Origin of the sequence: Burkholderia sp. AU15512 (assembly GCF_002223325.1) — a bacterium.
Classification (GTDB): domain Bacteria; phylum Pseudomonadota; class Gammaproteobacteria; order Burkholderiales; family Burkholderiaceae; genus Burkholderia.
Genome location: NZ_NKEX01000001.1, coordinates 135,459 through 154,802 on the forward strand (window position 1 = coordinate 135,459; position 19,344 = coordinate 154,802).

Consider the following 19,344-nt stretch of genomic DNA (forward strand, 5'->3'; position numbering starts at 1 on the left):
ACGCGATGAAATTTCGCTGGGATCAACGCGTGCCGCCCGAGTGGCAGCACCCCAAACCGCCGCCCGTATGGGTCTACCTCGTCTTGTTCCTCGTGATCGCGGGCGTGTGCCTGGCCTATACGGTGATCACGTGGCCGGCGGGCAAACCGGTTGGCTCGCCGGAATTCACGCGCTCCGCGCTGGCGGTCCCGTTTACTTTTTGGCTCACGATCTGTGCCGCGCTTTATTCGTCGTTTTACGACGGCTTGGCGTTTGAGGCAGCGGTCAGGAATGCGGCGCGCTGGCATTTGCTGGTCCGATGGCAGCGACTCAGCCGTGCAGGCATGGCCGTGCTCGACAGTGTCATTCTCACGCCCGAAGCCGACCTGGCCGAACGCATGCTGAAACTGGAAGGCAGTCCACCGGAGAATCCGGGGAAGGTCATGTTCCTCGGCGGTCTCGACGCAACCCACGTCGCGTCACGCGTCAGCAGCCTGCTGGAAACCCTTCTGACGCCACTAGCGGCGCGGCTGGCTGAAGCGTCGCGCAGCAACTCATTCGAAATCGTGATGCAGTGCGACCGGCAGGAATGGTCGACGGACGTCAAGGCTGTGTGGGAGCGCCTGAAGTTGCCGGGGCGGCCCCGTGTTCGATGGATCGACAACGACCGCAACGTGAACTTTGCGGAGAACTGGTTCACGGGCAAAAGCGACTCGCCGTTTGCCTCTAGCCACTATGCAGTGGACGGAACTCCGAAGTATCGCCTCGTTGTCGCATGGCATTTGAATGATGACGCCCCCGGCATTGCGCCGGCGACATCGGAAGCCGCGGTTGCGCTTCTGCTCGGATCGCGCGCGCTCGTACAGGAAAAGCCTGAGCTAAAGCGGCAGGCTTGGCTACTTCGTCAGGTCGTCGGGGAAGCCGATCAGGTCGACAGGTCGCTGGCGTTGCTGCTCAACGCGGCGCAGGCGCCACGCGAGCGTATCCGTCACTTCTGGCATAGCCGGCTCAAGGGACTCGCGCAACATGCGACGCTGGGCGCGGTCAGGGATGCCGATCTGAAGATTGAAGCGCATGCGCTTGATCCGGCGATTGGTCCGCAGGCTCCGGTCGCGCGCTGGGTCCTTCAGGCGCTGGCCGGCAAGATGGCGTTATATGGTCAGGGGGCGCAGCTTGTCGCACTGCCTCACGAGGAGGGCGTCGCGCTCAATCTAGTCGTCAAGGAGCTGCCGAGCGTGGACGCGCCGTGGAAGACAGACTACGAGTACAACCTGTTCCCAGCCGTCGAACTCGTCGGGTGTGTGGCGATGTGGGTATTCGGGATGCTGCTGTCCCCCGACAATGCGTGGGGCACGTTCGAAACGGTGTTCACCAGTGTCATGGTTGTCGTCGTGATCTTGTGCGGTGTCTGGCGCATCCTCGCACAGCGGGTCTATGCCGACGACGTGTGGCGCCAATACGGGTAAGCAGTGATGAAGGCATTTCGGCAATTCAGCATTCCCCGGTTCGTGGCGTTGTGGTGGCTTTCGCTGCTGGCGTGTGCCGTCTGGATGACTGTGAGTTACTGGTATGCGTCGGAAGTACTGGGTACGGCCACCCCTTTGCAATACGCGTTGATCTTTCTGGGCTTTACGGTGGGGCTGATCGCAGACGAACTGTGCGTTCGATGGCGATGGCATCTCGCATGCATCCTTCATATAGAGGATGTCGTCGACGGCGTATGTCCTGACCGGGAACACGAGATTGCGCAGGCGGCGGTGTGGCGCTGGTATGAGCATCGAGGCAAGCCGTGGTGGATCAGTTCACATCGGGAACGGCCCCATGTGCGCACAGCGGATGCGTGGCAGCGTTTTGACGCGTATGACCGTGCGATGAAGCGGCAGATACGCGCGGCCCGAAACGACGAGGTATGACGTCGCATCGGCGTTCCTGATTCACTGGCGCCGGACTGAGCGCTACCTGAACAACCGCTCGCACAGAAAATCGACGAACACGCGCAGCTTCGGCGACAGCTGCCGGCTCGACGGCCACACGATCGAGAATTGCCCCGGCGCGATCCGGTAGTCGTCGAGCACGGTGACGAGCGTGCCCTGCTCCAGCGCGTCGCGCGCGAGGAAGTCGGGCATGTAGCCGATGCCGAGCCCCGCGAGCACGGTGCCGCGCAGCGCCTCCATGTTGTTGCAGGTCAGCGCGGTGCGCAGCTTCAGCGGCGTGCCGTCGTCGGCCGCGAGCGCCCAGTCCTGCAGCTTGCCGGTGGTCGGGAAGCAGTAGCGCACGCACTCGTGCGCTTCGAGATCGCGCGGCGTGCGCGGCGTGCCGGCCTGCGCGAGATACGCGGGCGTCGCGCACAGCACGAACGCGAACGGGCCGAGCCGCCGTGACATCAGGCTCGAATCCGACAGCGGGCCGCTGCGGATCACCGCGTCGAAGCCGCCTTCGACGACATCCACCATCCGGTCGTTGAAATCGAGATCGAGTTCGACGTCCGGGTAGCGCTGCCGGAATTCGGGCAGCACCGGCAGCAGGAACCGGTAGCCGATCACCGGCAGACTCACGCGCAGCTTGCCGCGCGGGCGCTGTGCGGAGGCCGTCACGGTCGCTTCCGCGTCGCGAAAATCCTCGAGGATCCGCTGGCAGCGTTCGTAGAAGTGCCGCCCCTCTTCGGTGAGCGTGACGCGCCGCGTGGTGCGGTTGAACAGGCGCACGCCGAGCGACTGCTCGAGTTTCGCGATCGTCTTGCCGACCGCTGACGCCGAGATGCCGAGCGCGCGGCCGGCCGCGACGAAGCTCAATGCTTCCGCGGTGCGGACGAAGGCGACGATGCCGGTCAGGTTGTCCATCGAGTCGAAGATGTGCGTCGACGCACGCGGCCGAGTGAATTGCGGAATTTTAGTCCGTTATATGCGGAGCTTTGCGTGGTTTTTCGTGGATTGAATCGGATTTATCTTCTGTCGCTCTGACGGCGCATCCGCGCCGGCTTTTCGAGGAGCGATGATGGATCACCCTTTTTCAGCCGCTTCGGACCCGTCGGCGCGCCGGCGCGCATGGGTGCTGGCCGCCGTCTGCCTGGCCGCCGTCGCGCTGCCGCTGTCGTTTTCGGGCGGCGCCGTCGCGACGCCCGCGATCGGCCGCGACCTGCACGGCGGCACGGTCGCGATGAACTGGATCACCAACGCGTTCATGCTCGCGTTCGGCAGCTTCCTGATGGCGGCCGGCGCGCTGGCCGACCAGTTCGGCCGCAAGCGCCTGTTCGCGATCGGCGTCGGCGGCTTCACGCTGATGTCGGTCGCGCTCGCGTTCGCGCCGTCGATGCTCGCGGTCGACCTGCTGCGCGCCGCGCAAGGGCTCGCGGCGGCCGCGGCGCTCGCGGGCGGCACGGCCGCGCTCGCGCAGGAGTTCGACGGTGCGGCGCGCACGCGCGCATTCAGCCTGCTCGGCACGACCTTCGGCGTCGGGCTCGCGTTCGGGCCGGTGCTGGCCGGCGCGCTGATCGGGCATCACGGCTGGCGCGCGATCTTCGTGACGAGCGCGGTGGCCGGCGGGCTGTCGCTCGTAGTCGGGCTGCCGCGCATGCACGAGTCGCGCGACCCGCACGCGACGGGGCTCGACTGGCCCGGCACGGCCGCGTTCACCACCGCGCTGACGCTGTTCACGTTCGGCGTGATCGAGGCGCCCGCGCGCGGCTGGTCGAGCCCGCTGGTGATCGCGCTGCTGGCAGGCGCGGCGCTTGGCGCGTGGGCGTTCGTCGCGATCGAGACGCGCGTGGCGCGGCCGATGCTCGACCTGTCGCTGTTCCGGATCGCGCGCTTCGTCGGCGTGCAGGTGCTGCCGGTGTCGACCTGCTGCTGCTACATCGTGCTGCTCGTCGTGCTGCCGCTGCGCTTCATCGGCATCGACGGCTTCAGCGAGATCGACGCCGGCTGGCTGATGCTCGCGATTTCCGCGCCAATGCTGGTCGTGCCGTTCATCGCGGCGACGCTCACGCGCTGGCTGTCGGCCGGCGTGATCTCGGGGTTCGGGCTCCTGATCGCGGCAGCCGGGCTCGTGTGGCTGGGCATTGCGCTGCGCGGCGGCGCGGGGGCCGCGGCGATCGCGCCGATGGTGACGATCGGCGTCGGCGCCGGGATGCCGTGGGGGCTGATGGACGGGCTGTCGGTGAGCGTCGTGCCGAAGGAGCGCGCGGGGATGGCGACGGGAATCTTCAGCACGACGCGCGTGGCCGGCGAGGGAATCGCGCTCGCGATCGTGGGTGCGGTGCTGGCTGGGCTGGCGCGGACGGGGCTGACGCAGGCGGCGGGTGCCGCCGGCACACCCGACGAAACGCTGCGTGCGGCCGCGCGGCTCGCGACCGGTGATCTCGCGGGTGCGGCGGCTGCGCTGCCGGGTGTCGGGCACGCAGCGCTGCTCGCGAGTTACACGCATGCGTTCGATCGGTTGTTGATCGGGCTGGCGGTCGTGACGGTGCTGTGTGCGGGGGTGGTGTTTGCGTTTCTGGGTGGGCGACCGGCAACGGCTGAAACGGATGACGACACCGACGAGCACGCGCATGCCGACGTGCCGGCGCGCAGCCGGATCGAACCGGCTTGTGCGGAGACGCGCGCGCGTTGAGCCTCGCGTCGTCGCGCACGGACGCTCCGGCCACGGCGGCCGGATCGTCGTCCTGTTTCATCATCGCCGCATTCGCACGCTGACGATCCGCCTTGCCCCTCAAGCCAGCACCAGCGGCGGCAGCGTCGCATCCGCCCGTGCCTGCGCATGCGCCACTTCAACCACGACATAGCGCCGCGCATCGGGCCACAGATGCGCACGGCTGCCCGCCTCCTCGTCGATCGTCGCGCGGCCCTGCACGAGCCAGGTCGTCTGCCGCACGAAGTCGACGAACAGCAGCGCGATGGCCGGATTCACCAGCAGGTTGCCGATCGTGTTGAACAGGTTGTTGCCCGCGAAGTCGGGCAGCACGAGCGTGCGGCGGTCGGGCAGGTCGACGAGCGGCTCGAACGAGCCGTCCGCGCGTGGCTGGCGGCCGCGGTACGAGCAGTCGCTGTTGCCGGCCGCGTCGGCGGTTGCGACGATCAGGAACGCCTGTTCGCGAATGAACGCGATGGCGTCGTCGGTCAGGGGGCCGCGGTCGTTCATGGTGTCTGTCGGCGCACACGCCGCTTCATGGGAAAGCGAAGGGCGCACGCAAGCGACATGCCACGCGGCACGGCCTGCTTCCGCGCGCAGATGCGCCCGCGCACTGTGGAGATTTCGAACACCGCTCCGGCGCGCTGCGCAACCAGGCTGTTCAGAATCGGCACACCCGCCATGCTGCGTCGGTGAACACGGCACGGTGCGTACGCGGGCCGGCCGTGGTTGCCATGCTTCCGTCCTGTTTGGCACGCATGTTGCGTAAACGAGGGCAGCGCAATTCCAACCGGCGCTGTACTCACACAAGCACGATGAACAGGAGACATGTATGAACCCGTTTGACCTGAAGCAACTGGGCCTCGACGTCGAATACCCGTACCGTCAGCAATACGACAACTACATCGGCGGCAAGTGGGTTCCGCCGGTGAAAGGTGAGTACTTCGAGAACGTGTCGCCGATCAACGGCCAGCCGTTCTGTCGCATCCCGCGCTCGGGCGCCGACGACATCGAGCTCGCGCTCGATGCCGCGCACGCCGCACGCCGCAAGTGGGGCAAGACGTCGGTCGCCGAGCGCGCGAACCTGCTGCTCGCCGCCGCCGACCGGATGGAAAAGAACCTGAAGCTGCTGGCCGTGGCCGAGACGATCGACAACGGCAAGCCGCTGCGCGAGACGATGGCGGCCGACCTGCCGCTCGCGATCGACCACTTCCGCTATTTCGCGGGCTGCATCCGCGCGCAGGAAGGCGGCATCTCCGAAATCGACGACAACACCGTCGCGTACCACTTCCACGAGCCGCTCGGCGTCGTCGGCCAGATCATCCCGTGGAACTTCCCGCTGCTGATGGCCGCGTGGAAGCTCGCGCCGGCGCTCGCGGCCGGCTGCTGCGTGGTGATGAAGCCGGCCGAGCAGACGCCCGCGTCGGTGCTGGTGCTGATGGAGCTGATCGGCGACCTGTTCCCGGCCGGCACCATCAACATCGTGAACGGCTTCGGCAAGGAAGCGGGCGAAGCGCTCGCGACCAGCAAGCGCATCGCGAAGATCGCGTTCACCGGCTCGACGCCGGTCGGCAAGCACATCCTGCGCGCGGCGGCCGACAGCCTGATCCCGTCGACGGTCGAACTGGGCGGCAAGAGCCCGAACATCTTCTTCGCCGACGTGCTCGACCAGGACGACGCGTTCCTCGACAAGGCGCTCGAAGGGCTCGCGATGTTCGCGCTGAACCAGGGCGAAGTGTGCACGTGCCCGTCGCGGATCCTGATCCAGGAATCGATCTACGAGAAGTTCATCGAGAAGGCGGTCGCGCGGGTCGAGCGCATCAAGGCCGGCCACCCGCTCGACCTGCAGACGATGATCGGCGCGCAGGCGTCGCAGCAGCAGCTCGACAAGATCCTGTCGTACATCGACATCGGTCGCGGCGAAGGCGCGCAATGCCTGACCGGCGGCGAGCGCACGGCACCGGCGGCGGAACTCGGCACGGGCTATTACGTGAAGCCGACGATGCTGCTCGGCAACAACAAGATGCGCGTGTTCCAGGAAGAGATCTTCGGGCCGGTCGCGTCGGTGATGACGTTCAAGGACGAGCAGGACGCGATCGAACTCGCGAACGACACGTTCTACGGGCTCGGCGCGGGCGTGTGGACGCGCAACGGCACGCGCGCGTACCGGATGGGCCGCGAGGTCGAAGCCGGCCGCGTGTGGACCAACTGCTACCACCTGTATCCCGCGCATGCGGCGTTCGGTGGCTACAAGCAGTCGGGGATCGGCCGCGAGACGCACAAGATGGCGCTGTCGAACTACCAGCAGACGAAGTGCCTGCTGGTGAGCTACCAGGCCGAGGCGCTCGGGTTCTTCTGATCCGTGTGCGGGCGTCCTGGCCGGCCGGCGGCGCGGTATGCGTCGGCCGGTCGGGGCGCCGTCTCGAGCGGCGAAGCTTTGGATACTGGAGGGTCGTCGAACGCATGTCGCGCCGGGCGAGGGTGGCCGCCTGGCCGACGACCGGTGCGCGGATGCGTGCCGCGCGACCGACCGGCGATCCGGAGATTGACCGTTTTCGCTCATTCGCATTTGCAATCTGGTTCCGGCCGCGGATTGTCGCGGTCTTCGCCGGAAACGATACCGATAGTCGTTTGCTCGCGGCGGCAAGTCGAGCCGGCGCGCCGGACGTAAAACCCCATGTCAGAACCGCCCCGATCCTATCCACGCCATCCCGTGTTCCACGCAGGTGAACTCGACGCGCATCACCGCTTCGGCGTCGCCGACGAGGCCGAGCGGATGAGCGACGTCGTGACGACGCGGCTGAGCATGGGCGTGCGTCAGTTCATCGAGACGCAGCCATTCCTGTTCGTCGGCACGGCGTGCGGCGGGCAGGCGGGCGTGAGCTGCGACATCGTGCAGAGCCGGCGCGACGCGAACGGCGACCTGCTGCCGGTCGTGCGCGTGATCGATACGAAGACGCTGCGCTTCGTGTTGCCGGTGTACGGCGAGAGCGACGGTGGCCGGATTGACGCGGCGCGGTGTAACGGCAGCGGCGTCGGGTTGCTGTTCGTCGACTTCGTGCGCGGTATCCGTTACCGGATCAACGGGCGCGCGACGCTGCGGACGGATCTGTCCGAGGCGGACGCGGCGCCGTGGCCGGCCGGCAGCGCGATCGTCGAGTTGGCGGTCGCGCAGGCGTACGGCAATTGCGGCACGCGGGTCGTGCGGTTGCGGCCCGCGAACGGTGGCTAGCCGGCCGTCGCGCATTGCCGGGCGCGCGGCGCGTACCGGATGCGCCGGCGCGGCGCGTGCCGCACCGACGGGGTGCGTGCGACAAGGCGTTCGGGCATGCCCGCATGGCGCGTCCGTGCCGCGCAGCGTCGAATGACGGACTTTGCGCGGGGCGCGCGCTGTTCGGCACGGGACTTGCGTGGCAGGTGCGGTTCCGGGCAGGTGAGGGAGGACACGATGGACCAATACGTGGCGTGCAGCGAAGAACCGACGGCCGAAGACACGCGGCGCAACGCGCAGGGCGACGACGCGCTGGCCGGGCAGGCGGTCGTCAGCGTCGCGCATGATGCCGACGAGCAGGCGCGCAACCTGATCGGCTGGCGGCAGACCTACGACCAGCTCGCGGCCGGCCGATTCGTCGGCACATTGACCGAGCTGCCGCTCGACACGATGAAGCTGTTTCGCGAATCGACGAGCCACCTGCTGCGCCAGGCGTGTGAGGTGCGCGGCGATGCGTACTGGTTCGGCATTCCGCTCGTGAGCGACGGCACCGCGCGCGTCGATGCGTGCCGCATCGGGCCGGGTGCGCTCGCGTTCCGGCCCGGCAACGTCGAATTCGAACTGGTGACGCCCGCGCAGTTCTCGATCTACGGTGTCGTCGTGCGCGGCGACGTGCTGCGCCGCTATGCGGAAGAGGTCGAGCACTGTGCGCTCGACGAGCGGCTGTTCACGCAGCGCGTGATGCAGGTTGGCGATGCGCGGCTCGCGCGCCTGTGCGCGCTGCTCGGCCGCCGGCTCGACGGCGCGATGGCGATGGCCGGCCCGCTGGCCGATGCGCAGCGCGACGACCTGCAGGGCGAGGTGCTGGCCGCGCTGTTCGACGCGTGCGCGCAGCCGGCCGACGACGATTCAGGCCGTGCGCCGTCGATGCGCCGCTGGATCGTCGAACAGGCGCGCGACTACGTACTCGCGCACCGCACGCGCCCGGTCGGCGTGCCCGAGCTGTGCGAGCAGTTGCACGTGAGCCGGCGCACGCTGCAGTACTGCTTCCAGGACGTGCTCGGCATGGCGCCCGCCACTTACCTGCGCACGCTGCGGCTGAACGGCGCGCGGCGTGACTTGTGCGGCCGCGCGGCTGGCTCGGTGCAGGACGTGGCGGAGGCGTGGGGCTTCTGGCACCTCAGCCAGTTCGCGACGGATTACCGGCGGCTGTTCGGCAAGCGGCCGTCGGAGACGCTGCGCGAGCGCGCGGTGATGGTGGCGGTGGGGTGAGCGCGGGGCGGTAGGCGAAGCGGTTCTGGTTTAGACGCCGCCTTCGACACCGGCTCAGGCTCAGGCTCAGGCTCAGGCTCAGGCTCAGGCTCAGGCTCAGGCTCAGGCTCAGGCTCAGGCTCAGGCTCAGGCTCAGGCGGCGACGCTTTCGGCCTCGCAACCGGCCGCCGCATCCTGTCTCCCTATTCGGCCGTAGCGGTCGTTTCGCGTAGCGCGGGCCACGCCAACGCATCCCAGTCGATCGCCCGGTAAGCGGCCTCGACCGCCGCGAGATCGGCCGGCCGCTCGCTGCGATGCATCCCGTGCAATTCGGCGGGCACGTCGAGCGCGACCGGCACGCAATGCGGGTAGTCGCGCACGCGCAGCGCCGGCCCGATCGTCGTGAAGCACGCGAGCGTCGGCACGTCGAAACCGTCGGCGAGATGCAGCGCGGCGGTGTCGGGCGCGAACAGCAGGCTGGCACCCTTGACCCATGCCATGAACCGGGCCGTATCGTCGGCCGCATCGGCGCTCACGTCGACATAGGCGGGATGGGCGACGGGCCCGAACCCGGCCACCGGCAATCCGTAGCGCTGCGCGAGCTGCTCGACGAACGTTGCCCGCAGCGCGGGCGGCACGCTGCGCAATGCAGTGCTCGCGGTCGGGCAGAACAGCGCGTACCGGCGCCGCCATTCCTCAGGCAGCGCAGGCAGCGGCAGCCGCGCGAGCCAGCGGTTGCGCTTGGCCGACGCCGGCACCGACGCGGGCTCCGCGCCGAGCGCGTCGAGGAAGAAATCGATCATCGGCAGCCGCGCGAACGCGGGCCAGTACAGGTGATTGCCGACGTCGATGCACGGTGCATCCGCCGGCAGCGTGTCGGCGGAGTTCGGCAGTGCGCGCGACGGCGCGACGAGGTCGGCCGCGAGCGCATACAGCGCCTCGACGTAGCGCGGCGCGCGGGCCGGCCGGTACAGCGTGAAGTGCAGGCCCGGGTGCGCCGCACGCAGCGCGGCGAGGGCGGTGAGCCCGATCACCGAATCGCCGAGCGTGACGCCCATCCCGTTGATCACGTGCACGTGCCGTGCGCGGTCGTAGTCGAGCCGGAACGGCCGGTGCGCGGCGTGCAGCAGGCCTCGCGCGGACGCGGCCGGCACGTGGCCCACGGCGCGCGCGCCGCCTTGCTCGAGGTCGTATGGCGCGACGAGCGTGCCGTCCGGCGCGAGCAGCGTGCCGGGGAGCGTGAGCGCGTCGTCGTGCGACAGCGCGACGTCGGGCGGCGCGGCGTGCGTGCCCACCGTCACCCACCGCGTGCGCGGCGGCCCTGTTCGCGGATCTGTTCGAGTGTCGCGGCCGGCGTGCTGGCGTCCTGCGGGATGCGGATCTCGATCAGCGCGGGCAGCCCGCAAGTCAGCGCGCGCTCGAGCGCGGGCGCGAAATCGGCGGTGCGCTCGACGGTCTCGCCATGCGCGCCGAACGCACGTGCATACGCGGCGAAATCGGGATTCGTGAGCCCCGTGCCATGCACGCGCCCCGGGTAGTTGCGCTCCTGATGCATGCGGATCGTGCCGAAATGCCCGTTGTTGACGACGATCACGACGATGTTCAGCCCGTACTGCATCGCGGTCGCGAGCTCGTTGCCGGCCATCATGAAGCAGCCGTCGCCCGCGAGCGCGACGACGGCGCGCGACGGGTACAGCGACTTCGCGGCCAGCGCGGCCGGCACGCCGTAGCCCATCGCGCCGCTGGTCGGCGCGAGCTGCGAGCGGAAGTGCCGGTACGCGAAGTGGCGATGCAGCCAGATCGCATAGTTGCCGGCGCCGTTGGTGAGGATCGCGTCATGCGGCAGGCGCTCGCGCAGCTGCACCATCACGTCGCCGAGCTGGACGTCGCCGGGCATCGGCAACGGCGCATGCCATTCGCGATACGCGCGATGCGCGTCGGTGGCCGTGCCGGCCCAGGTCGGGCGCTCGGGCGGCTCGAGTGCGGCGAGCGGCGCGGCGATTTCGGGCATGCCCGACACGATCGGCAGGTCGGCCGCATACACGCGGCCAAGCTCGTCCGCACCCTGGTGCACGTGGATCAGCGTCTGGCGCGTCTTCGGGATGTCGAGCAGCGTGTAGCCGCCGGTCGTCGCTTCGCCGAGGCGCGGGCCGATCACGAGCAGCAGGTCGGCGTCGCGGATGCGCTTCGCGAGCGCGGGGTTGATCCCGAGCCCGACGTCGCCCGCGTAGTTCGGGTGCGCGTTGTCGATCGTGTCCTGGTAGCGGAACGCACAGGCCACCGGCAGCTGCCAGCGCTCGACGAAGGTGCGCAGGTTCGCGCACGCGTCGGGTGTCCAGCCGCTGCCGCCGACGACCGCGAACGGCCGCTCGGCGCGCGCGAGCCGCTCGCGCAGTTCGTCGAGCTGCGCGGCCGACGGCGCGGCCGCGACGCGTTTCGCGGCCGGCACGACCGGCTGCGGCGCGCATGCTTCGGACAGCACGTCTTCCGGCAGCGCGAGCACGACCGGGCCGGGGCGGCCCGACGTCGCGACGTGGAACGCATGGCTCAGGTATTCGGGGATGCGGCGCGGGTCGTCGATCTGCGCGACCCATTTCGCCATCTGGCCGAACATCCGCCGGTAGTCGATTTCCTGGAAGGCTTCGCGGTCGAGGTGCTCGCGTGCGCACTGGCCGACGAACAGGATCATCGGCGTCGAATCCTGGAACGCGGTGTGCACGCCGATCGACGCGTGGGTCGCGCCGGGGCCGCGTGTGACGAACGCGATGCCGGGGCGGCCGGTGAGCTTGCCGACGGCCTCGGCCATGTTCGCGGCGGCCGCCTCGTGGCGGCAGACGACCGTCTGGATGCGCGCGGTGTCGTCCGCCAGCGCATCGAGTACGGCGAGGAAACTCTCGCCCGGCACGCAGAACACGCGTTCGACGTGATTGGCGAGCAACGCATCGACGAGCAGTCGCGCGCCGGTGGTGGCGGGCTGCTCGAGATCCTTGGAATGCGACATGGGCTGCCGTCTCCCTGGGTAGCGGGACGTACAGCTTACGCCCGTTGGTGGGCCCCTGAATAGTGTCGGAACACGTAGGGATTCGGGGCATGCAATGCGGTTTCGGCCGAACGGCCAGCTTGTGCGTGCATCCCCAACGCGGAAGAATCGAGCGCTATGAATGTCGAGCCGGTCCGCTCGTCGTGGGCGTTACGGAAGGGGCCGCGTCCGCGAAGAAAAGAGCGGCGTGCCGGCGTTCGCGTCCGAATCGATACCGAGGTAAGCGCTGATGTACACACATGGATTTACATCGTCGGCCAAGCGGATATACTGTACATCCACAGTACATCCGGATGTTGGGGGCGACATGCATACGACGAGGGTATTTCGGAACGGCAATTCGCAGGCCGTGCGAATTCCAGCCGACCTTGCCTATGAACGCAGCGATATCGAACTGGAAATCGAGCGCATCGGTGACGAAATCCGCATTCGGCCGGTGCGGCGGCCGTTGACCCGCGTCCTCGAGAAATTCGCGAAATTCGGGCCGGATTTCATGGCCGAAGGGCGTGGCGACCACGAGCAGGCCGAACGCGAGGGTTGGTGATGCCGCGCTACATGCTCGACACCAACATGTGCATCTACCTGATGAAGAATCAGCCGGAGCAGGTTGCGAGGCGGTTTGCGCAGTGCTACACGGGGGACGTCGTGATGTCGGCGATCACGTACGCCGAGCTCGAGTACGGCGTCACGGCGTGCGCGAGCCCGGCGCGGGAGCGCGGCAATCTTGCCGCGCTGATCGACGATATTCCGGTCGCGCCGTTCGACGTCGCGGCCGCGCAAGCGTATGGTCCGGTCCGCGAGGCGACCCGGGAGCGGAAGGAGGATCACCTCGACAAGCTGATCGCCGCGCATGCGGTGTCGCTCGATGTCGTACTCGTGACCAACAACGAGCGGGATTTTGTGAGCTATCCGGGATTGCGGCTGGAGAACTGGCTGAACGATTGATCAGGGCACGCAGGGCGCCCGAGGGTCATGCGAGACGTCGGATTGTCCCGCATGACCCTTGGATCCAGCATCAGCACTCGACGATATTCACCGCCAGCCCGCCGCGCGACGTTTCCTTGTACTTCGTCTTCATGTCGGCGCCCGTCTCGCGCATCGTCTTGATCACGGAGTCGAGCGACACGTAGTGCGAGCCGTCGCCGCGCAGCGCCATGCGCGCCGCGTTGACCGCCTTCACCGACGCCATCGCGTTGCGCTCGATGCACGGGATCTGCACCATCCCGCCGACCGGGTCGCAGGTGAGGCCGAGGTTGTGTTCCATCCCGATCTCGGCCGCGTTCTCGACCTGCTGCGGCGTGCCGCCGAGCACGGCCGCGAGCGCGCCGGCCGCCATCGAGCACGCGACGCCCACTTCACCCTGGCAGCCGACTTCCGCGCCGGAGATCGACGCGTTCAGCTTGTAAAGAATGCCGATCGCGGCGGCCGTCAGCAGGAAGTCGATCACGCCCTGTTCGTTCGCGCCGGGCGTGAAGCGCGTGTAGTAGTGCAGCACGGCCGGGATGATGCCGGCTGCGCCGTTGGTCGGCGCGGTGACGACGCGGCCGCCGGCCGCGTTTTCCTCGTTGACCGCGATCGCGTACAGGTTGATCCAGTCGATCATCGACAGCGGATCCTGCAGCGCGCGCTCCGGGCTGCCCGTCAGCGTGCGGTACAGCTGCGGTGCGCGGCGCTTGACCTGGAACGGGCCGGGCAGGTTGCCGTCGGCTTCCGGGTTGCCGATCCCGCAGCCGCGCGACACGCACGATTGCATCACGGCCCAGATCTTCAGCAGGCCGTCGCGCGTCTCTTCCTCGGTGTGCCATGCGCGCTCGTTTTCCCACATCAGCTGCGCGATCGACTTGCCGGTCGACTCGGTCAGCGCGAGCAGCTCGGCGCCGGTGCGGAACGGGTGGGTCATCTGCTCGGCCGCGCTCAGCACCTTCGTGTTGGGCGCGCCGGCCGTCACGACGAAGCCGCCGCCGACCGACAGGTAGGTGCGCTCGACCAGCACGTTGCCGCTCGCGTCGGACGCGCGCAGTTTCATCCCGTTCGGGTGCTCGGGCAGCGCCTGACGGTAGAACGCGATGTTCTCCTTCAGCACGAACGGCACCGGATGCGTGCCGAGCAGTGCGAGCTGCTTCGATTGTCGGATGTCTTCCAGCCGCGCGTCGATCGTGTCGGGATCGACGGTGTCGGGCGCGTCGCCGAGCAGGCCGAGCATCACGCCGCGATCGGTGCCGTGGCCCTTGCCGGTCGCGCCGAGCGAGCCGTACAGCTCGACCTTCACGTGGGCCGTCGCCGCGAGTTGCCCGTCACGCTCGAGTCCCTGGACGAACATCAGCGCCGCGCGCATTGGCCCGACCGTATGCGAGCTGGACGGGCCGATGCCGATCTTGAAAAGGTCAAAGACGCTGACTGCCATAGTGATTTCTGCCTTGCTTTAAGAATAATGCTAGCGCGCCTGCAATGGCAGGCACGCGGCGAGCCATGCGGGCGGCGTTGGGGAAAGCTGCTGCGCGACGCGGGCGTAGCGCCCGTCGAGCCGCGCGGCCAGATGAAAGAGTTCGGTGGCGTTTTTCGGGTCCCACTGCCCCGTGTAGCCCGGCAGGCCGGCCTCGCGGCGCTTCGCGTCGAACGGCACCGGCGAATTCACGAATTCCTCGTGGGTTTTTTCGCCGAGCGCGTACGGCACGAGCCAGTCGAGCGCGGCAGCGAGCGTCGCGCCGTTCGCGCCCCGTTCGCGCAGCCAGTTGCGGTTGAAGCGGCGCGCGGCGAGCGCGGCCGTCACCAGCGGCTGCAGGTCGTAGACCGCGTAATGCAGCGCATCGCGTTCCTCGAAGTCCCAGGTCTTGCCGTCCGGGCCGATGTTGTCGGCGAGATGCTCGACGAACAGCCGCTGCGCGGCGTTCATCATCTTGCGGTCGCCGAGCGTGAACGCGGACAGCGCGATCAGCTTGATCCGGTGGCTCTGCCAGTTGTTGCGCCAGGTGCCCGTGAGCGGACGCTTCTGCGCGTCGATCTGCGCGACGTAGCCGGCGCCGAGCTTCGCGATGAACGCGGCCGTCGCGTTGCGGGTCTTCACCGGCAGCGCGCTCGCGGTCATGTCGTACGCGACGATCAGGCTTTCAAAGCGCGTCTCGTCGATCGGGTTGAAGCTCGGCTGGTAGGTCGCGACCCACGCGGACAGGAAGCGGTCGACGAGCTGCAGGTAGCGCGGCGCGTTCGTCACGCGCCACGCGAGCGCGGCATCGCGCATCAGGTCGAGATCCTTCAGCGCGGCGGCACTCTGGTCGTAGATGCCTTCATGCGGCAGCGTGCCCTCGGTGTGCACGCGCGCCATCGCCTTCGGCTGCTCGCCGATGCGCGCGTCGACGCTGCGGATCAGCGCCTGAATGCCCGGCTCGGCCTGTGTCGTCTCGCTCGCCTGCAGTGCCGGCGCCGCGCAGAAATTCATCGCCGCGCGCGCGCTGCCGGACGCGCCGAGACCGGCGGCGGCAAACGACAGCGACGCGACGAGCATCGGCACGACGCGGCGCGCGCGCGGCCGCCCTTGCATTGCACCATGGCCCGGAAACATCGGACGCACCATGCGGAACTCCTTCATTGGCTGGATCGCGTGTGATGTTAGCCGGATTGGCGGACGAACGTGAACCGGTTCGAGCGGCGAACAAAAAACCGCACGCAACTCCGGGTTGCGTGCGGTGCGGTCACCATCGGGCGGCTCCTGGGCTGGCGCGCGTTATGCGTATTCCGACATCGGCACGCACGAGCAGAACAGGTTGCGGTCGCCGTAGACGTTGTCCGCGCGGCCGACCGGCGGCCAGTACTTGTTCGTGCCCAGCGACGCCACCGGGTACGCAGCCTGCTCGCGCGAGTACGCGTGCGGCCATTCGTTCGCGGTGACGACGGCCGCCGTGTGCGGTGCGTGACGCAGCGGGTTGTCCTCGCGGTCGGCGCGGCCTTCCTCGACGGCACGGATTTCGTCGCGGATCGCGATCATCGCGGCGATGAAGCGGTCGAGTTCTTCCTGCGATTCCGATTCGGTCGGCTCGACCATCAGTGTGCCCGGCACCGGGAAGCTCATCGTCGGCGCGTGGAAGCCGTAGTCCATCAGGCGCTTCGCGACGTCGTCGACGGTGATGCCGCTCGATTCCTTGATCGGACGCAGGTCGAGAATGCACTCGTGCGCGACCAGCCCGCCCGGGCCCGAATACAGCACCGGGTAGTGCGGCGCGAGGCGCTTCGCGATGTAGTTCGCGTTGAGGATCGCGGTTTCCGTCGCGGCGGTCAGGTTCTTCGCGCCCATCATCGCGATGTACATCCACGAGATCGGCAGGATCGACGCCGAGCCGTACGGCGCGGCCGATACCGCGCCGATGCCGTCTTCCTCACGCGTGTAGCCGGTCGAACGCTGGTTCGGCAGGAACTTCGCGAGGTGCGCGCCGACCGCGACCGGACCGACGCCCGGGCCGCCGCCGCCGTGCGGGATGCAGAAGGTCTTGTGCAGGTTCAGGTGCGACACGTCGCCGCCGAACTGGCCCGGCGCGGTCAGGCCGACCATCGCGTTCATGTTCGCGCCGTCGACGTACACCTGGCCGCCGTGCGCGTGCACGATCTCGCAGATCTCGCGGACGTTCTGCTCGAACACGCCGTGCGTCGACGGATACGTGATCATGATTGCCGCGAGGTCCTTCGCGTGCTGCTCGGCCTTCGCCTTCAGGTCGGCGATGTCGACGTTGCCCTGCGCGTCGCATGCAACGACCACGACCTTCATGCCGGCCATGTGCGCGGACGCCGGGTTCGTGCCGTGAGCCGACGCCGGGATCAGGCACACGTCGCGATGGGCTTCGCCGCGCGATGCGTGGTAGGCGTGGATGATCAGCAGGCCCGCGTACTCGCCCTGCGAGCCCGCGTTCGGCTGCAGCGACACGGCCGCGTAGCCGGTGGCCGCGACGAGCATCTGCTCGAGCTGGTCGATCATCTCGCGGTAGCCGACGGTCTGGTCGGCCGGCGCGAACGGGTGGATGCCGCCGAATTCGGGCCACGTGACGGGCAGCATTTCCGACGTCGCGTTCAGCTTCATCGTGCACGAGCCGAGCGGGATCATCGAGCGGTCGAGCGCGAGATCCTTGTCCGACAGGCTGCGCAGGTAGCGCAGCATTTCGGTTTCGGAATGGTGGCGGTTGAACACGTGGTGCGTCAGGTACGCGCTCGTGCGCTCGAGGCCGGCCGGCAGCGCCGGGACGCCGGCGAGGCCCGCGTCCAGCGCGTCGACGGCAGGCGCGGTGCCGCCCGCGGCCTGCGCGAACACGGCGAGGAGATCGGCGAGGTCGTCGCGCGTCGTCGTTTCGTCGACCGATACGCCGACTTGCGTGTCGCTCACGCGGCGCAGGTTGATGCGCTTCGCCTTCGCGAATTCGTGAACCTGCGCGGTGCGCGCGCCGGTGTCGATCGTCAGCGTGTCGAAGAACGTGTCGTTGACGGTCGCGAAGCCGAGCTGCTTCACGCCGGCGGCGAGCAGCGCCGCGATGCGGTTCACGCGCAGCGCGATCGTCTTCAGGCCGTGCGGGCCGTGGTAGACCGCGTACATGCTGGCCATGATCGCGAGCAGCGCCTGCGCGGTACACACGTTCGACGTCGCCTTCTCGCGGCGGATGTGCTGTTCGCGCGTCTGCAGCGCGAGGCGCAGCGCGGGCTTGCCCTGCGCGTCGACCGTCACGCCGACGAGGCGGCCCGGCATCTGGCGCTTGAATTCGTCACGCACCGCGAGATACGCGGCGTGCGGGCCGCCGAAGCCCATCGGCACGCCGAAGCGCTGCGTGTTGCCGATCGCGACGTCCGCGCCCCAGTCGCCCGGCGGCGTGAGCACGGTCAGCGCGAGCAGGTCGGCCGCGACGACCACGTGGCCGCCGGCCGCGTGGATCGCTTCGGTAAGCGCGCGGTAGTCGCGCACGTCGCCGTTCACGCCCGGGTACTGCAGCAGCACGCCGAATGCATTCGCTTGCGCGGCGTCGGCGGCCGGGCCGGTCTTGACCTCGATGCCGACCGGCAGCGCGCGCGTGCGGATCACTTCGAGCGTTTGCGGCAGCACGTCGTCGGCGACGTAGAACACGTTCGACGTCGGCTTGCCGGTGCGCTGCAGCAGCGTCATCGCTTCGGCGGCGGCGGTGGCTTCGTCGAGCAGCGACGCGTTCGAGATCGCGAGACCGGTGAGGTCGGCGACCATCTGCTGGAAGTTCAGGAGCGCCTCGAGGCGACCCTGGGAAATTTCGGGCTGGTACGGCGTGTAGGCCGTGTACCACGCCGGGTTTTCGAGCACGTTGCGCAGGATCACGGCCGGCGTGTGCGTGTCGTGGTAACCCTGACCGATATACGAGCGGAACACCTGGTTCTTGTCCGCGAGAACCCGCAGCGCGGCGAGGGCTTCGGCTTCGCTCTTCGGCTGCGCGAACGGGCCGAGCGGCAGCGTTTCGGCGCGGCGGATCGAGGCCGGGATCACGGCGTCGATCAGGGCGGCGCGCGTCGGGAAGCCGAGCGTGTCGAGCATGGCCTGCTGGCTGGCGGCGTCGGGGCCGATGTGGCGTTCGGCGAACGCGTCGTGCGTTTCGAGCGCGGCGAGCGAGAGGGGCGTGCGGTTCATCAGGCGGTCCGGGTGTTCGAGCTTCATGGCGTTCCTTGGTCGGCCCAGGCTGGCGCTTCAGCGCCGACTCGGGCCCCATGCTTTGCGGTCGACCCGGGGCGGCGCGTTGACGCCGGGCCCGGGTTCCGCGCGGGGCAGGGCGGCTGACCCGCTCCGCGCGATTCAGGGAGGGTTAGTCGATCAGCTTGCTGTAGGCGGCAGCGTCGAGCAGGCTGTCGGTCGATGCGCCGGCGGCCAGCTTGATCTTGAACAGCCATGCGTCATACGCATCGCCGTTCACGTCTTCCGGGGAGTCGGCCACGTCGGTGTTGATCGCGACCACTTCGCCGGTCACGGGCGAATAGATGTCGGACGCGGCTTTCACCGACTCGACGACGCCGATCGCGTCGCCTGCCTTCACCTGCGTGCCGACTTTCGGCAGCTCGAGGAACACGATGTCGCCAAGCGTGTTCTGCGCGTGATCGGTGATGCCGATCGTCAGCGTGCCGTCCGCCTCGGTGCGGATCCATTCGTGTTCGTCGGTGTATTTCAGCTCGGCCGGGACGTTGCTCATCGGATGCTCCTGGTAAAAGGGTGTGTTCGTTTTGCTGGCGCGCCGCCGGGGCGCGCCGGGTG

General features: G+C 68.5%; 16 protein-coding genes. 8 read left to right on the forward strand and 8 right to left on the reverse strand.

What is annotated here, in order from left to right; translation table 11 throughout:
- Positions 1 to 5: 5 nt before the first annotated feature.
- Both CFB43_RS00635 and CFB43_RS00640 read left to right on the forward strand, forming a co-directional pair.
- Positions 6 to 1,445, forward strand: coding sequence for a hypothetical protein (locus CFB43_RS00635; protein WP_089493840.1), 1,440 nt, complete (start codon positions 6 to 8; stop codon positions 1,443 to 1,445).
- A 3-nt stretch (positions 1,446 to 1,448) separates the two neighbouring features.
- Entirely contained in the window at positions 1,449 to 1,892 is a 444-nt protein-coding gene (locus CFB43_RS00640; protein ID WP_179254778.1) for a hypothetical protein, read from the forward strand.
- A gap of 42 nt (positions 1,893 to 1,934) precedes the next feature.
- On the opposite strand, the gene CFB43_RS00645 is transcribed toward CFB43_RS00640, so the two are convergent.
- Positions 1,935 to 2,819, reverse strand: a complete 885-nt coding sequence (locus CFB43_RS00645; RefSeq protein ID WP_089493842.1) for a LysR family transcriptional regulator — start codon at positions 2,817 to 2,819, stop codon at positions 1,935 to 1,937.
- 154 nt (positions 2,820 to 2,973) lie between these two features.
- Here CFB43_RS00645 and CFB43_RS00650 point away from each other — a divergent pair, with 154 nt between their 5' ends.
- A complete protein-coding gene (locus CFB43_RS00650; protein WP_089493843.1) occupies positions 2,974 to 4,587 on the forward strand; it encodes an MFS transporter in 1,614 nt (537 codons plus the stop codon).
- A gap of 99 nt (positions 4,588 to 4,686) precedes the next feature.
- On the opposite strand, the gene CFB43_RS00655 is transcribed toward CFB43_RS00650, so the two are convergent.
- Positions 4,687 to 5,115 (reverse strand): pyridoxamine 5'-phosphate oxidase family protein, encoded by a 429-nt coding sequence (locus CFB43_RS00655; RefSeq protein WP_089493844.1) that lies wholly within the window; start codon positions 5,113 to 5,115, stop codon positions 4,687 to 4,689.
- Positions 5,116 to 5,437: 322 nt separating this feature from the next.
- Between CFB43_RS00655 and exaC the strand changes: the two genes are divergently transcribed.
- The 3 genes from exaC (at position 5,438) to CFB43_RS00670 (ending at position 9,088) form a co-directional block, all read left to right on the forward strand.
- Entirely contained in the window at positions 5,438 to 6,964 is a 1,527-nt protein-coding gene (gene exaC, locus CFB43_RS00660; RefSeq protein WP_089424179.1) for an acetaldehyde dehydrogenase ExaC, read from the forward strand.
- A gap of 318 nt (positions 6,965 to 7,282) precedes the next feature.
- Positions 7,283 to 7,837, forward strand: coding sequence for a hypothetical protein (locus CFB43_RS00665; RefSeq protein ID WP_089424180.1), 555 nt, complete (start codon positions 7,283 to 7,285; stop codon positions 7,835 to 7,837).
- 216 nt (positions 7,838 to 8,053) lie between these two features.
- Positions 8,054 to 9,088, forward strand: coding sequence for a helix-turn-helix domain-containing protein (locus CFB43_RS00670; protein ID WP_089430422.1), 1,035 nt, complete (start codon positions 8,054 to 8,056; stop codon positions 9,086 to 9,088).
- Between the two features lie 182 nt (positions 9,089 to 9,270).
- Here the strand turns inward: CFB43_RS00670 and CFB43_RS00675 are convergent, their stop codons facing one another.
- Both CFB43_RS00675 and CFB43_RS00680 read right to left on the reverse strand, forming a co-directional pair.
- The gene (locus CFB43_RS00675; protein WP_089493845.1) at positions 9,271 to 10,368 is read right to left on the reverse strand and encodes an ADP-heptose--LPS heptosyltransferase; all 1,098 of its coding nucleotides are present in this window, start codon (positions 10,366 to 10,368) and stop codon (positions 9,271 to 9,273) included.
- Complete coding sequence (locus CFB43_RS00680) at positions 10,365 to 12,068, reverse strand: thiamine pyrophosphate-binding protein (protein WP_089493846.1); 1,704 nt, start codon at positions 12,066 to 12,068, stop codon at positions 10,365 to 10,367. Before CFB43_RS00680 ends, CFB43_RS00675 begins: the two co-directional genes overlap by 4 nt.
- Positions 12,069 to 12,414: 346 nt before the next feature.
- Between CFB43_RS00680 and vapB the strand changes: the two genes are divergently transcribed.
- A complete protein-coding gene (vapB, locus tag CFB43_RS00685; protein WP_089493847.1) occupies positions 12,415 to 12,651 on the forward strand; it encodes a type II toxin-antitoxin system VapB family antitoxin in 237 nt (78 codons plus the stop codon).
- Positions 12,651 to 13,052 (forward strand): type II toxin-antitoxin system VapC family toxin, encoded by a 402-nt coding sequence (locus CFB43_RS00690; RefSeq protein ID WP_089493848.1) that lies wholly within the window; start codon positions 12,651 to 12,653, stop codon positions 13,050 to 13,052. Before vapB ends, CFB43_RS00690 begins: the two co-directional genes overlap by 1 nt.
- 70 nt (positions 13,053 to 13,122) lie before the next feature.
- Here CFB43_RS00690 and CFB43_RS00695 read toward each other — a convergent pair whose 3' ends face one another.
- From CFB43_RS00695 to gcvH, 4 genes are all read right to left on the reverse strand, one after another.
- Positions 13,123 to 14,511 (reverse strand): L-serine ammonia-lyase, encoded by a 1,389-nt coding sequence (locus CFB43_RS00695; RefSeq protein ID WP_089424185.1) that lies wholly within the window; start codon positions 14,509 to 14,511, stop codon positions 13,123 to 13,125.
- A 30-nt stretch (positions 14,512 to 14,541) separates the two neighbouring features.
- Complete coding sequence (locus CFB43_RS00700; protein WP_071335544.1) at positions 14,542 to 15,678, reverse strand: alginate lyase family protein; 1,137 nt, start codon at positions 15,676 to 15,678, stop codon at positions 14,542 to 14,544.
- Positions 15,679 to 15,828: 150 nt separating this feature from the next.
- Entirely contained in the window at positions 15,829 to 18,756 is a 2,928-nt protein-coding gene (gene gcvP, locus CFB43_RS00705) for an aminomethyl-transferring glycine dehydrogenase (protein WP_089493849.1), read from the reverse strand.
- A 145-nt stretch (positions 18,757 to 18,901) separates the two neighbouring features.
- Positions 18,902 to 19,282, reverse strand: coding sequence for a glycine cleavage system protein GcvH (gcvH, locus tag CFB43_RS00710; RefSeq protein ID WP_089493850.1), 381 nt, complete (start codon positions 19,280 to 19,282; stop codon positions 18,902 to 18,904).
- Positions 19,283 to 19,344 lie beyond the last annotated feature (62 nt).